At 40.4% G+C, this 14712-nt stretch carries 11 protein-coding genes, 1 tRNA gene and 1 rRNA gene; 7 read left to right on the top strand and 6 right to left on the bottom strand.

The features are described 5' to 3' along the window. Window positions 1-150: 150 nt before the first annotated feature. The gene (recC, locus tag CIK00_RS15675) at window positions 151-3612 is read right to left on the bottom strand and encodes an exodeoxyribonuclease V subunit gamma (RefSeq protein ID WP_101769608.1); all 3462 of its coding nucleotides are present in this window, start codon (window positions 3610-3612) and stop codon (window positions 151-153) included. Window positions 3613-3826: 214 nt separating this feature from the next. Beyond that, window positions 3827-4819, bottom strand: a complete 993-nt coding sequence (locus CIK00_RS15670) for a TDT family transporter (protein ID WP_101769607.1) — start codon at window positions 4817-4819, stop codon at window positions 3827-3829. Window positions 4820-4982: 163 nt separating this feature from the next. Between CIK00_RS15670 and CIK00_RS15665 the strand changes: the two genes are divergently transcribed. Then, complete coding sequence (locus CIK00_RS15665; RefSeq protein WP_101769606.1) at window positions 4983-5870, top strand: LysR substrate-binding domain-containing protein; 888 nt, start codon at window positions 4983-4985, stop codon at window positions 5868-5870. Here CIK00_RS15665 and CIK00_RS15660 read toward each other — a convergent pair. Beyond that, window positions 5867-6553, bottom strand: coding sequence for a DNA-3-methyladenine glycosylase I (locus tag CIK00_RS15660; RefSeq protein WP_101769658.1), 687 nt, complete (start codon window positions 6551-6553; stop codon window positions 5867-5869). The genes CIK00_RS15665 and CIK00_RS15660 overlap by 4 nt on opposite strands. Before the next feature lie 82 nt (window positions 6554-6635). Here CIK00_RS15660 and CIK00_RS15655 point away from each other — a divergent pair, with 82 nt between their 5' ends. Together CIK00_RS15655 and dapD are read left to right on the top strand one after the other, a co-directional pair. Beyond that, window positions 6636-6932, top strand: a complete 297-nt coding sequence (locus CIK00_RS15655) for a YebG family protein (RefSeq protein ID WP_101769605.1) — start codon at window positions 6636-6638, stop codon at window positions 6930-6932. A gap of 336 nt (window positions 6933-7268) precedes the next feature. Next, entirely contained in the window at window positions 7269-8300 is a 1032-nt protein-coding gene (dapD, locus tag CIK00_RS15650) for a 2,3,4,5-tetrahydropyridine-2,6-dicarboxylate N-succinyltransferase (RefSeq protein ID WP_101769604.1), read from the top strand. A gap of 90 nt (window positions 8301-8390) precedes the next feature. Here dapD and CIK00_RS15645 read toward each other — a convergent pair whose 3' ends face one another. Next, window positions 8391-8714 (bottom strand): hypothetical protein, encoded by a 324-nt coding sequence (locus CIK00_RS15645; RefSeq protein ID WP_227990483.1) that lies wholly within the window; start codon window positions 8712-8714, stop codon window positions 8391-8393. 323 nt (window positions 8715-9037) lie between these two features. On the opposite strand from CIK00_RS15645, the gene gadC reads away from it, so the two are divergent. The 4 genes from gadC (at window position 9038) to CIK00_RS15625 (ending at window position 13716) form a co-directional block, all read left to right on the top strand. Then, window positions 9038-10558, top strand: coding sequence for a putative glutamine/gamma-aminobutyrate antiporter GadC (gene gadC / locus CIK00_RS15640; RefSeq protein WP_101769656.1), 1521 nt, complete (start codon window positions 9038-9040; stop codon window positions 10556-10558). Window positions 10559-10575: 17 nt separating this feature from the next. Further along, window positions 10576-11520 carry a glutaminase A gene (gene glsA, locus CIK00_RS15635; protein WP_101769603.1) on the top strand — a complete coding sequence of 315 codons (945 nt, stop codon included), beginning with the start codon at window positions 10576-10578 and terminating at the stop codon, window positions 11518-11520. A 15-nt stretch (window positions 11521-11535) separates the two neighbouring features. Further along, entirely contained in the window at window positions 11536-12936 is a 1401-nt protein-coding gene (locus CIK00_RS15630; protein WP_101769602.1) for a glutamate decarboxylase, read from the top strand. 165 nt (window positions 12937-13101) lie between these two features. Next, complete coding sequence (locus CIK00_RS15625; protein ID WP_101769601.1) at window positions 13102-13716, top strand: trimeric intracellular cation channel family protein; 615 nt, start codon at window positions 13102-13104, stop codon at window positions 13714-13716. 498 nt (window positions 13717-14214) lie between these two features. On the opposite strand, the gene CIK00_RS15620 is transcribed toward CIK00_RS15625, so the two are convergent. Together CIK00_RS15620 and rrf are read right to left on the bottom strand one after the other, a co-directional pair. Beyond that, window positions 14215-14291, bottom strand: a tRNA-Asp gene (locus CIK00_RS15620). Window positions 14292-14360: 69 nt separating this feature from the next. Next, window positions 14361-14476 (bottom strand): 5S ribosomal RNA (rrf, locus tag CIK00_RS15615). Between the last annotated feature and the right edge of the window lie 236 nt (window positions 14477-14712).

Below are 14712 nucleotides of genomic sequence, written 5' to 3'. Positions count from 1 at the left end.
CTATAATGTGAGAACTTACTCACGGTTTATACGACAGTGGTTAGTTAGTATCAGCGCCAGAAACTTGGTCACCTCTGGACCTGTGGCCGCACAGCGAACACCCTACAACTAACAATGATTTGCTGGCGGCCACACTACTTCACTACCGCGTTATTCTGGCTTAATTTCTTTACTATTCACCACTACCGCTTGTAGCACCAATGCTGCTAATTGATTCGCATCTTGTGCCACATCGTCATTCCATTGCGGCCATACTCGCTGAATGTAATCATCACTGCCTTCCCCAGCAAACAAGTAACCATCGTTAAAACATTCTGCCATTTTTGTCAGGGCTTTTTGTTCGGTTTCTTCATCACTCTTCCAGCTACCATCACGGCCGATATGGGCTTGTATGGCTGCCATCGCAGTTTTAGGGAAATACGCTAAAGGTTGATTTAAACCTTGGTAATACAGTTCAATCAATTGCTGTAAATAAGCCAGTGCTTGCTGTGGTTCAATCGTTTGTAATTCAAACTGCTTATCAGTACCAATAATATGGGTAACTTGTTGGGTTTCAGGCACCGATATAGCCAAACATAAATGATCAAGCCAAGCCGTTAAAAAATCTTGAGGGCGAATTTTTCCAGTACGGTAACGTAAAAGACCAGACTGATAACGCTGCTTGAGCCAGCCTTGTAAAGAGACGTTATGCCCCTTAATCATCACGGTGATCGCCACTTCTTGATCCGCTAATGGTGCATGAATTAATGGCTCAATCACATCGGTTAAATTCGCCACCGCTTGGCGACTAGCCGCTAAATCAAGCTCACCAAATGCCGCGACAGGTAAATTACCTGCGGCACGCTGCTCTGCTGCAAACTGGTTATAAATTACATCAGGATCCGCATTTTTCAGCTTGGCATCTAATAATAATTCCAGCAATTGATCGCGAATTAAATAGCTTTCCAACCCGTTAAGAACAAACGGCTCATCGTCTTCTAATAGCCCCATTGGCGCTTCAAAATACACTTTGAGACGACGGTTAAAAAAGTAACGCACCGGTAAACGCCAAAAACGCTGTAATTCAGCCAGTTCTAAAACCATGCTGTGATCATCTGCCATCGGTTCAGCCATTAATGCATTAAGCTGAAATGGCGCACTTGCCTGCCCATCACGGTTAGCCGCAGGTAACCATTCAATCGCAAAACTGGCGTGATCGCCAATAAACGCACTGGGGCTAAATGGCACTAACGGGTGATGTTGAATTAACTGTTGTTTGATATTGTTTGCAGAGACATCTACCGCTAACGGTTGATCGCCCGCGCAGCAATAGCCTTGTTGACAATACTCCACCAGCTCACTGACTAACACTGATGGCACTTTTTGAGCGTTATCTTGAATCGAACGGCCAACATAGCTGATATATAATGTTTGTTGAGCGGATAACAACGCTTCTAAAAATAAATAACGGTCATCATCTCGACGGGAACGATCCCCCGCTTTGGTACGACCATTCATAAGATCAAACCCTTCAGGGGCGATGTTACGCGGATAAGCACCATCGTTCATTCCCAATAAACACACCACATTAAAAGGAATAGAACGCATCGGCATCAAGGTACAAAAGTTGACTTGTCCGGCTAAGAAACGCTGGCTAACACGCTCACCAGAGAGCTTATCTTGCAAGTATTGTGTCAGTACCGCTGGCGTGATTTGCCCTTGATAACCCGCATCTTGTAATTGTTGGTGCAACCGCTGCAAGTTATCGCGAATCGATTTTAAAATTAACTCGCCTTCCAACTCAACCACAAAGAAATCATCCAGTAACTGATGTAATAACTCAGCCCATTGATTAACGGTTTGTGATTGTGCCAAAGCACTGCGATATTCAATTAAGCTATCGATAAATCCTGCTAATTGTCCTGCTAATTCAGCATCTAATCCTTGTACTTGATCATAAGCAGAGATCCCAACAAATAAACCGGTATCATGCGGCATTGCATAACCCAGCAGCATTCGGTGAATACCAAACAACCATGTATTTTGCAGTTGTTCGGGTAAATCAAACTGACTGGCGGTATGTTGATCAAGTCCCCATCGAATACCCGCTTCTTCAATCCATTGTTTGATTTTTTCAAAGCTAATGCTATCAAAACCAAACTTTTCCATCACCGCGGGTACTTCTAGCAACTCCAATAACTCAGAGGCATGACAGCGACTTTCAGGCAAGGTGAGTAAGCGCAAAAATGCCAATAAAATCGGGTTTTCTTGCTCAGCTGTACGGTCAGAAATAGAGAATGGAATATAACGATTACCCGGCGCATTACCAAATACTGATTGAATTGCAGCACTGTAAGCATTAATGTCAGCCACCATTACAATCACATCACGCGGTTTTAGCTTAGAATCCGCTTCAAACATCGCTAGCAATTTATCATGCAGCACTTCCACTTCACGCATTGGGCTATGACAAGCGTGAATGGTGACCGAATGATCATCAGCAGCAATCGGAAATTTGTGTTCACTGGAATCGAGTTGAGTATCGTCTTGACGATCTTGAAGATGTAAAATATCTGCTTGAATGGCATGCAATAGCGTATCCGCTTCAATATCAACAAAGCCGGCATCGACTTCGTTAACTTCCATTGCCGATAACAGATAAATATTATCTCGTCCGAGTTTCCCCATCGATGCTAATAAGCTATTACCAACAACGTCATTGTGCATGTCATCGTCATAATTATTTTGATCGCTGTCTTTAAGCACTGACAATAACGCATCAACATCATCCGTCGTGGCGATATTTTGTAGCTGTACTCGCTGTCTCGCCGCTAAACGTGCCAGATGTTTACGATCGCGAATATCACCCCAGTAATATTTACAAGGGTTAGTAAACATTAAATGAACATCAATATGTTCACCAATCGCGGCTAACGCATCTAAATAGCGAGGGGGTAATGAAGAAATACCAAACACAAACAATCGTTGCGGTAACCCCGCCGCCAGTAACGCCGCCTTCCCTTCATTACCGGAATAATTGTTCAGCGTTTCAATAAAGTGATCGTACAAATTAGCACGATGATACGGTGATTGTTCTAACGCTAAGGTTTGATCGTAAAGCGCTTGCCATAAGATCGGCTGCCACGGATGCTCATCATTAAGCTCTGCAACGGTTTCGCCCGCTTCCCATTGCTGGATCCATTCGGGGCGATACACTAAATATTGGTCAAAAATATCGGCTATTTTTTCAGACAGTTGGTAACACTTGAGAGAATCACTGTCGTTATCTAAATAACGTTGTAATGGTTCAAATTCAGGTTGATCAAACTGTTGTGGCAATACCTGCATTAATTTCCATGTCATCGCCTCTTTATTAAATGCACTTCGCTCGGGCACATCCGCCAAGACTTGAGTAAACATTTTCCAAATAAAAGTCGCAGGTAATGGAAATTCTATATTGGCCGCGACCCCAAATGAGGTCGCCAATTCCATTTTTAGCCATTGTGACATACCTGGGCTTTGTACCAGAATTTGCTCTTTTTCAAACGGATTCGCTAATGGCTGTAAGCGGATCAACTCAACTAATAATGATTTAAGCAGATCAAGCTGATTTGAATGATAGACAGTGAACACGCAGATATTCCACAGCAGAAAAATAGATAATCAAATTGTCTACCATCACTGAGATACTGTAAATAAATACAGTTTAAAAACACCCCAAAGCATCACAATTTATGCCCAGAAGTAACATAAACGCCCATAAAAAAGCCCAGCCAAATTGACTGGGCAACACACTCAACATTTATAGGTACAACAACACATTCGTGAAATTACTGCACCATTGCTATCAAATGTTGTGTGGACAGATTTCATTGCGTTGAAATAATCGACTCACAGGACGATAAAAAGCTAAATATCGAATGGATACATAACCAATAATGATACTCGCTACATATAATTCAATTGTCGCTAAACCATGAACTTGAGCGACATAATGCGCATCAAAGCCATAGCTCTGCATCCAAGCGACTGTTTTAAATAAAGCGGTTGCACCAATTGCCATTGGGAAAGTAAATGCGGCATAACCGGGACTAAAATCTAAGCGTAATAAACGGAAAAAAGCTAAATAGATAACCGCTGTCATTAATACGGCAATACCTCCAAGTAAAGCGACTATCACTGGCGACGGTGTAGCGGTAATGGTTAGATAACCCGCCAAAGACAGACTTGCAGGCGCTGCCATAATCGCAATGGTTGGTTTAGCGCCATCAGGCACTTCATCACGGAACATAAATCGATAAATCATCATCGGTAACATCACGGCATAAGCCATCATACCGAACATTTGTAATGCATAAGCTAATGGATGTAACGCAGCAATACCTGGAAATGAAACGTCTGCAACAATAATACCAATTGGCGGTACAAACCAACTTGGCACCATGTGATGTAAATGAAAATCACGGCCACGATGAAATAAGAATAAAGCTAAAAAAATAACATGCAATCCAACCGCAAATAACCAAACATACACACCAACAGTGATTGAGCCGTAAACACTAATCGCTTTAGATACCACCATTAATGCCATTGCAAATGTCGGTACTACACTGCCAACAACGTGATGTGATAAATCATTCCATAACAACTTTGGATGCACTAAAAATTTAGCGATTAAAATGAGTAGCATCAATGCTGCAATAACTGCGCCTGTTATCTGTCCGTAACCGTGAAGTTGAGCACCACTCTCCCAACACCATAAAATACTGCCAATACCTAACGCTAACCCCGCCATCGGTGTCGGTGCGCTGGCTAATTTTCTTTTTGTTGCTGTAATCATATTTTTCTCCGCTTAGAGGATAGCAATAGCGAATTATTGTTTTGTTGACTACAGTATACATGTTTACCTTCGTTTATAATAATTGAATATATTTAAAACAGTGTTAAAATTATCTTAACAACAAGGTGACCAGATTCGCCTTGCGTCTTTTAATGAGGTAATGATGAATATAGCGTTAAAACAACTCAACGTTTTTGTGACCGTGGCACAAGAAAAAACAATTACCGCTGCGGCTGGAAAATTATTTTTATCCAAACCTGCTGTTAGCATGGCGCTCTCTGAACTTGAAAAACAACTTGATCACAAACTGTTTGATCGCAACAATAATCGCTTAATAATCAATGAACAAGGTAAACGATTGTTACCTCTTGCGGATGAACTTTTAGCTCGTTCAAATGCGATTGAAAATTTATTTGATCAAGCGGGTCCACTGACAGGTAAATTAAAGATAGGATCAAGTGATACAGTAGGTAATCAGGTAACCCCCTTTTTATTGCGTGATTTTAGACTTGAGACCCAACATCGTGATCAAACATTATTTATCTCAAATACGGCTCAGATCTGCCATAAATTAACAGAATTTGAATTAGATATTGGTTTAGTTGAAGGAAAGATCCAACATTCCGACCTTGTTGTTCAACCGTGGTTAAGTGATCAAATGGTGATCGCTTGTCATCCACAGCACCCATTAACTAAAATAAAAAACTTACAGTTATCCGATCTCGAAAATTCAGAATGGGTACTACGAGAAATAGGTTCAGGTACGCGAGAGTTTTTTCTTAATCGAATTTCACCTCAATTAGAAAAGTGGACCACCTCATTTGAGTTAAATACTACCGAGGCGATCATTAATTGTGTTAGTGCCGACTTAGGTATTACCTGTATTTCTCAACGTGCAATCACCCATGCCGTTGAAGAACAGCGCGTTGCCATATTAACGATACCCCTTGATATGAACCGTCAATATTGGCTGTTATATCACCAAGAAAAATATCAAAGCCCACTATTAAAACTATTTTTGACCTTTTGCCAACAATGGCAGTTTGATTAAACCCGATTATCACCCACACTAAATGCAATAATTTGGCTGATCTGAGTTAATGATCGGCCTGATTGTTGCTGCCAATCATTGAATGCATTCTGCGCTGCGTGTAACGATTTTAACGTATCACGGCCGCCATCAATAATATGAGTATGGCGTAAATAAGCCTCAATATCGGGTGTCAGCAAAAAGGTATCTTTACCAAGCCCGCGCAAACTATAAGCGCCCGTTTTACCGCCTAAGCGACATCCTTGTTTTTTTAAATACAACCACAAACCAATGATATTCTGCTCTGGCCAATCGGCTACCATTGCTGAGAATGATCCATATTCCAATGCCGCGCGATGGATCATATTGGCATTCTCAGGGATCGTCATTACCTTTTTTAAATCTCGAATAATGGTCGCATCTTGCGCTTTTCGCTCCCACATTTCAGTTGGCATTAAGCCCATTTTTTCAATATCAAACTCAAAAAACGCCGCCTCAAATGCAGGCCATTTATTACGTACTACTTGCCATCGAATACCACATTGAAACACTTTTTGAGTAAATTCAGCTAACCAACGATGATCTGGAATTAAGGTTAATTGCTTATTATTCAACGGAATTGTTAGTCGTTGTTCTAAATTTAATTCACCGCCTTTTCTTTCTGTAGCACGATGATATATTTGGTTAAATTTTTCTTGAGTCATCACATTCACACGCTTAGCACTAGACTCATTCACCATACTACTGTATAAGCGTCCAGTAAATAATTTTCAGGAGAGGGTGACCATGGCAGTTATCGTCAAATATGTGGTAGAGCGCAACGGGGAAGAAAAGATGACTTTTACCTCTAAATCCGAAGCCGACGCATATGACAAAATGCTTGATATGGCAGATGAGATGTTTGCTTTATTAAGTGAAAGTGACTTATTCGAAGATGAAACTAAGCAAGAAGAACTATCAATGTTCTTGGCGCAAAATCGTGAAGAAGTCTTGGTTGCTTTAGGCGCAAAAAAAGCCAAACCAGCACCAAAAACAGTAAAACCTGAAGTTGTTGCCGATGAGCAGCAGCAAGACGCCGCATAATTTTTAGATTATTCAGTTTGTCGTCGAAAGCCTCCTGATGGAGGTTTTTTTTCATCTATTATATATTCCCCTCAAATGTTCCGCTCTCAATGTCATTATGAACAAATATAAGTACCAAAATGAATTGTATTCTGTCCGTTTTTCGTCAATAAACTATCATTTTGCTCTGATTATCAGTTCAGCTCTTCTTTATTTTTGTAACTGTCTTTATGATAGATAAATTAGCGGAAAATCATCGATTAACTCAATAGGCAATCACTGACGTTGGTTATTGGTGATTACATTATTTTAATTACCGCATCGTATTATTTTATTTGAAATGGAGAACAGGTAATCATGTCTAGCTTTTCACTTGCCCTAGGTACTGCAACTAAAAACTGTGATGGAAAAATTATTGAAGCGTTTTTTCCAACCCCAACGCTACATCCATCAGAGCAACTAGTAAAAGACATTGCTGCAATTGTTGATTACCACGGTGGTAACCAAGCTATCGATGTTACACCAGAACAATGTGCTGCAATTGCATCTGCATTTGAAGATGCTAACGATGAAATAAGCGCACAATTTGCAGCAAAAGCGACATTGTCTTCACAGCCGCTAGTTATGGTTATGCTGAAAACTGATATCTCACCCGTATCGGTTGCTGAAGGTTTCTTAAAACTACAACTTATCTCTCACCGTTTAGTAAAACCACACGGTCTAGTACTTGACGGTATTTTTGGTTTACTGCACAACATTGCGTGGACAAACCAAGGCCCTATCGATTTACCAGAACTTGCTGAGCGCCAAATGGATGCACGTCTTAACGGCGAAACTATCACCGTTGATTGCGTCGATAAATTCCCTAAAATGGTAGACTATATCGTACCAACAGGCGTTCGTATTGCAGATACTTCACGCGTTCGTTTAGGCGCACATGTTGGTGAAGGTACAACTGTTATGCATGAAGGCTTCATTAACTTCAATGCTGGTACAACGGGTGTCAGCATGGTTGAAGGTCGTATTTCAGCAGGCGTTATGGTCGGTAATGGTTCTGATATCGGTGGTGGTGCTTCAATTATGGGTACACTATCAGGTGGCGGTAAAGTCGTAGTATCAATTGGTGAAAATAGCCTTTTAGGTGCAAACGCCGGTCTTGGTTTCCCACTGGGTGATCGTTGTACTATCGAATCAGGTTTATATGTCACTGCGGGCTCAAAAGTACAAATGCTGGATGCCTCAGGGAAGCCAGTTGAAGTCGCTAAAGCACGTGATCTTGCGGGTAAAGCTGACTTATTGTTCCGTCGTAACTCAATGACAGGCCAAATTGAATGTTTAACCAATAAAACAGCAATTGAATTAAACAGCGAGCTTCACAGCAATAACTAATTAGTGTCTGCTACTCAATGATCGCAAACGGCCGCAATGCTGCTATATATTGATATAGCAAATAGCAAATAGCATCGCGGCCGTTTTTAATTATGCTTCAGGCTCAGGTTGTAACTTTTTCTTGATAATATAAATAAAGGGATTGGTAAATGAAAATTTACTCCCCTGAGTGGTTAAGCGCTTGTCTCGCATTGCCACTAACACTTCTTTTTGTACTTTAACTAAAGCAAAGAAACGTAACATCATAAAGCCAATTAAAATCGGTAAAAATACTGAGCCAGCCTCATTTGACTGCAAAATAAAACTGATCGCCATCCAACCTACAATCATCGCAACTAATAAATAAAACGATGCTGTTTTTAATTCAATTCTAATCTCTGAATCCATTTCATTACGCTGGAAAAAAAATTTCACTGGTTGTTCCCTAAAATCAATCTATTGAATTTCATTTTTACATAATTTTTATCGTAATAATATTATCAAAAATAAGGAATGCTTCAATTTTAACAAATAGCATTTAATATTTTCGATTAAATACACAAATAAACAACATAATATAAAAAATACTCAAGCGATATATATGCAACCTTAACAACACTTTTTATACGTGTGAATACATATATGCCAGTGTTATTTTTATATAATGAATGTATAAAAACAGCACAAAATGTTCTGTTTTTCATCCATAAATCTAACAATAAAAATTGAAATCTATTTAATGATTAAGTTGGTTAATGATGACTAGTACAAATAAAGCAAAAAAAGGGGGGATCAGCATATTCGCATTAGCAATGTTAAATATCGTTGCAGTTGTGAGTTTGCGAGGTCTTCCAGCAGAAGCTGAATACGGTTTAAGTTCCATTTTTTATTATATTTTTGCCGCCGTAGTCTTTTTGGTTCCAGTTTCATTAGTTGCCGCTGAACTGGCAACGGGTTGGTCTGAAAAAGGTGGGGTATTCCGCTGGGTAGGTGAAGCATTTGGCCCACGTTTAGCATTAGTTGCTATTTTTATGTTATGGATTGAAGTTACCGTGTGGTTCCCAACCGCACTGACTTTTGGTTCAGTTTCACTTGCGTTTGTTGGCCCAGATCAATCATGGGATCAGGCGTTATCACAAAATAAATTCTTTGTTCTTGGCATTGTGCTAGGTATTTATTGGCTAGCAACTATCATAGCCCTTCGTGGTACGGCCACCTTTTCAAAAGTTGCAAAATGGGGTGGTTTAGTAGGTACGGTTATCCCTGGTATTATATTAATTATACTAGGCTTTTCTTATCTATTCTTCTCAGGTCACGCACCACAAGTTCAACTATCTTGGCATGATGTTATTCCTGACTTCTCTAACTTTAATAACGTTGTTTTAGCCGCAAGTATTTTCTTGTTCTATGCTGGTATGGAAATGAACGCTATTCACGTTAAAGAAGTTGATGACGCGCCACGTAACTACCCATTAGCAATTGCCATTGCCGCCATTGGTACTGTATGTGTATTTGTACTTGGTACATTAGCTATCGCTTTTATTATTCCTCAAAAAGATATCAACTTAACTCAAAGCTTGTTAGTTGCTTACGATGATATGTTTGCTTGGGCTGGTATCAGTTGGGCAGCACCGATTATGGCAGCATGTTTAGCACTTGGTGTACTTGCTGGGGTTGTTGGTTGGGTTGCAGGTCCTTCATCTGCATTACTTGTGGTCGCTAAAGGTGGTTATCTACCTCGTTTTTGGCAATACACCAACAAAAATGGTATGGCAACCCATATCATGATGGCGCAAGCCTTCTTAGTAACCATGATTTCAACCGTGTTTGTGGTATTACCTTCCGTTCAAGCAGCTTACCAAATCTTGAGCCAATTAACGGTTGTACTTTACCTCATCATGTATTTATTAATGTTCGCTGCAGCCATTCACTTACGTTACACCCAACCTAATCGTCCTCGTCCATACAAAATCCCTGGTGGTGATATGGGTATGTGGATCATCGCAGGTGTCGGTTTCTCTGGGTCACTATTAGCATTTATCTTCTCTTTCATTCCACCAAGTCAAATTTCTGTGGGTAGTCCTGAAGAATACATTGGCTTCTTAGTCGTATTAACCATCATTTTCGTATCTGTACCATTATTCATTTACAAAGCCCGTCAACCTCACTGGAAAGATCCAGCGGTCACTGACTTTGCGCCCTTTACTTGGGAAATTGAAAAAGTTCACCCTGGTATTATCAACCCATCAGACAAAGTAACTCATACATTAAACCAATAAGAGTTAAGGATGCGTTAATGTCACAACTAAATGAAAAGCTTGCTGTTGTTATGCAGCAAGCGCTAGATGAAGCTAAAACAAATATGGACGGTGAAAATGCCTCATATATTCCGTTTCTAGCCTCAGTGCCATCAGAACTGACTGGCCTAGCCTTTGTTTCTGTTACTGGTGAAATTATCCAATTACAAGATACTGATTATAAATTTGCGATTGAGTCAATTTCAAAAATTATGACACTCGGATTAGTACTTGAACAATCAGGTGCTGATGCGCTGCACAGTAAAGTCGGTACTGAACCTACAGGTATGCCATTTAATTCAGTGCTTGCGCTTGAACTACATCAAGGTAAGCCCTTAACGCCACTCGTCAATGCGGGTGCAATGGCAACAGTGAGTTTAGTTAAAGCAACAGATAAAGAACAACGTTGGCAGCAGATTTTAAATTTCCAATCTCTGCTAGCAAACAGTGCGATTACGCTTTCTGATGAAGTGAATCAGTCTGAACAAACCACCAATACTCATAACCGTGCCATTGCATTGTTATTAGAGTCATCAGGTCGTATGTACTCAGAGCCTCTTGAAGCTTGTGATGTTTATACTCGCCAATGTTCTACCCTATTTAATACGGTAGAACTAGCAACAGTGGGTGCAACACTTGCTAATGGTGGTAAAAATCCATGTTCAGGTAAGCAGTTAATTCAAACCCAAAACATTCCCCATATTCTTGCAGAAATGGCGATGGAAGGCCTTTACGATACCTCTGGCGATTGGGCCTATGATGTTGGTCTACCAGGTAAAAGTGGTGTTGGTGGCGGTTTATTAACAGTAATACCCAACATTGGCGCACTCGCAGCATTTTCACCACGACTAGACCCATTTGGTAATAGTATCCGTGGTCAACAAATGATCAAGCATGTTACTCAAGCAATGGCTTGGAACCTATTTAGCAGTACGCAACATTAAGGTAGGAAGAAAATTATGGCTCTTCATGAAGTAAACCGTCAATCAGAAAACGATCCAATCTTTGGTTCAGAAGCGATTAATCACGTTGCGGCAACTACCAAGCTACCACAGCAAGAACAAGCACCAAACGTAATCTATCAAATGATCCGTGACGAACTTTACCTTGATGGTAATTCTCGTCAAAACCTAGCCACTTTTTGCCAAACATGGGAAGAAGATGAAGTTCATAAATTAATGGATCTTTCCATTGATAAGAACATGATCGATAAAGATGAATACCCTCAATCTGCTGAAATTGAAGGACGTTGTGTCCATATGTTAGCGGATTTATGGAATTCACCTGAGTCAGTAACAACCGTTGGTACTTCAACAACAGGTTCAAGTGAAGCCTGTATGTTAGGTGGTTTGGCTGCATTATGGCGTTGGCGTGAAGAGCGTCGTGCGCTTGGTCAACCAACCGATAAACCCAATATGGTTTGTGGTCCAGTTCAAGTTTGTTGGGAAAAATTTGCCCGCTACTGGGACGTAGAAATGCGTGAAACCAAAATGGACGACGGTCATTACTTTATGACCCCAGAAGATATGTTAGAGTTAGTTGATGCTAACACTATTATGGTTGTTCCAACATTTGGTCAAACTTTCACAGGCTTATACGAAACAGTAAAACCATTATCAGATGCTCTTGATACTTATGAACATGATACTGGTAACTCTATCGACATTCACGTTGATGGTGCAAGCGGCGCTATGCTGGCACCATTCTGTGCGCCTGATATTGAGCGTTGGGACTTCCGTCTAGAACGTGTGAAGTCAATCAGTACTTCAGGTCATAAATTTGGTTTAGCACCACTAGGTGTGGGCTGGGTCGTATGGCGTAGCAAAGAAGATTTACCTGAAGGTTTGATTTTCCATGTTAACTACCTTGGTGGTGACATGCCGACCTTCGCACTAAACTTCTCTCGCCCTGCAGGTCAAATTATATCTCAATACTATAACTTCCTTCGTTTAGGCTTTGAAGGTTACCAACGTATTCATAATGCAAGTTACGATGTGTGCGAATATTTAGTCAAAGAGCTTAATAAATTTAATATGTTTGAATTTATCTTTGATGGTAATCGTGAAAAAGGGATCCCTGCAATTTCATGGCGTTTAAAAGCCGATGCGAATGTATCCTTCTCACTTTACGATCTTGCTGATCGTTTACGTACCCGTGGTTGGTTAGTGCCTGCATATACATTGCCTGCAAATGCTAAGGAAATTATCGTTCAACGTATTTTAGTTAAACAAGGTCTAACCATTGATCTTGCTAATCTATTAATTGCTGACTTTACACGTTCGATTGAATTTCTTACTTCACATGCAGCTTCTCAATGTATAGCTGAAGACGTAAAAACATTTGATCATAGCGGCCGATAATATTTCTAATATTGTCACATGAAAATTATAATAAAGGTCGGATTTCCGGCCTTTTTTTATTTTTGAAAACACTATGACCATTTTTACGCTCTCGTACAAATACCACGACATGTTAGTATAAATATAAAATTTATCCCTTAATATTAATATGTTATAGGCTTATTTATGCTAATTCACACCATTGAAATTATCTGTATCGTCGCCTTTGCATTAAGTGCCGTCATCAGTGAAGCTAATATAGGCAAAGATATCGTTAGTGTCATGGTGTTAGGGTGGATCACAGCGTTAGGCGGCGGAACAGTGCGAGATATTATTCTCTCAACGGATCAAGTCTTTTGGATCAGAGATCCCTCTTATTTTTGGACCGCACTTCTTGCTTCTTTTTTTGGCTTTTTCCTTGCCCCACATTTACGACAACTAAAAGCCGAACGTTTAATCGTTGTCCTCGATGCTATCGGTATTGCGATGTTTTCCGTTCTAGTGACTAAAAATATGGTTGCTGAACATTATGCAGGCTATGTTGCCGTTACTATGGGAATGATCACCGCTATTTTTGGGGGTGTACTGCGAGATGTCATTCTTGCTCGACCAACGATGTTCAATAACACTGAATTTTATGCCAGCCCGGTCATTATTGGTTGCTACCTTTATATTCTTCAAGCCAAATTTTCAATCAATCCAAACATTGCCACTCTAACCAGTATTAGCTTTATTATTATTTTAAGAATGTATATCGTGATTAAAAAAATCACCTTCCCTAACTGGTTACTTTTAAAGTAAAAATTTTAAAATACGCTGATAATAAACACCTGCTAAATAGTCCACAGAGCTTAATTTAACGCCTCTGCCATCATTTTATAGAGTGAGGTTACGAGCGAGATCAGAACCTTGTAGAATGATTATTTTTACTGCTGTTTTAACCGATTTTTTATTGGTGTCTTTAATGCTCAAACACGTGATAAGTAGATCGCGGATAGCTCGTACCTCCCTTCCGAGATGACGGATAATAACCTACACGATCGTTACCATTTCCTACAGACGAAAAAAAACCCGAATCTTTCGATTCAGGTTTCTTCAATAATGTGAAGTGGACGCGGGACTTGCCATCGCTAACATTGCAACCAAAGCATCAGCGCGTCCATTTTCCATCAAATAATAGGCATGACAGGCCGCTAAGATCTCCAATAGAAAGTTAGCCAACTGAACTACTACGCTATCGTTACCATTTCCTACAGACGAAAAAAAACCTGAATCTTTCGATTCAGGTTTCTTCAATAATGGCGGAGTGGACGGGATTCGAACCCGCGACCCCCGGCGTGACAGGCCGGTATTCTAACCAACTGAACTACCACTCCGCAGTGTCTATTCAGCATAAATGCAACTTGTTGTCTCTACCTTTATAAAAAGATAAAAACGAAATTGAAGCCTGGCGATGTCCTACTCTCACATGGGGAGACCCCACACTACCATCGGCGCTATTACGTTTCACTACTGAGTTCGACATGGGATCAGGTGGGTCCATAACGCTATGGTCGCCAAGCAAATTCGACGTGAAAGGATTCACTAATATCGCAATGCCATGGATGGCAAGGAGCGATGTGACCTAACACTAAATCTGGAAATTATCTAACTAGTTTATTCTCAACACTTCATTCAAGCGTTTGTAGAGTCCGTCTCTTCTCTTTAGAGAAGAAAAACCCCTTGGGTGTTGTATGGTTAAGCCTCACGGGCAATTAGTATCAGTTAGCTCAATGCCTCGCAGCACTTACACACCTG

The organism is Photobacterium carnosum, from assembly GCF_002849605.1.
In the GTDB taxonomy this organism is placed as follows: domain Bacteria; phylum Pseudomonadota; class Gammaproteobacteria; order Enterobacterales; family Vibrionaceae; genus Photobacterium; species Photobacterium carnosum.
Note: the sequence above shows the minus strand (reverse complement) of the source record. Positions and strands in the feature narration are given on the sequence as shown.

Excerpts from the sequence above, each read along its gene's own strand:
- dapD (WP_101769604.1), top strand. The coding sequence starts at position 7,269 with ATGTCTAGCTTTTCACTTGCCCTAGGTACTGCAACTAAAAACTGTGAT.
- CIK00_RS15655 (WP_101769605.1), top strand. The coding sequence starts at position 6,636 with ATGGCAGTTATCGTCAAATATGTGGTAGAGCGCAACGGGGAAGAAAAG.
- CIK00_RS15665 (WP_101769606.1), top strand. The coding sequence starts at position 4,983 with ATGAATATAGCGTTAAAACAACTCAACGTTTTTGTGACCGTGGCACAA.
- glsA (WP_101769603.1), top strand. The coding sequence starts at position 10,576 with ATGTCACAACTAAATGAAAAGCTTGCTGTTGTTATGCAGCAAGCGCTA.
- CIK00_RS15670 (WP_101769607.1), bottom strand. The coding sequence starts at position 4,819 with ATGATTACAGCAACAAAAAGAAAATTAGCCAGCGCACCGACACCGATG.
- CIK00_RS15625 (WP_101769601.1), top strand. The coding sequence starts at position 13,102 with ATGCTAATTCACACCATTGAAATTATCTGTATCGTCGCCTTTGCATTA.
- gadC (WP_101769656.1), top strand. The coding sequence starts at position 9,038 with ATGACTAGTACAAATAAAGCAAAAAAAGGGGGGATCAGCATATTCGCA.
- CIK00_RS15660 (WP_101769658.1), bottom strand. The coding sequence starts at position 6,553 with ATGACTCAAGAAAAATTTAACCAAATATATCATCGTGCTACAGAAAGA.
- CIK00_RS15630 (WP_101769602.1), top strand. The coding sequence starts at position 11,536 with ATGGCTCTTCATGAAGTAAACCGTCAATCAGAAAACGATCCAATCTTT.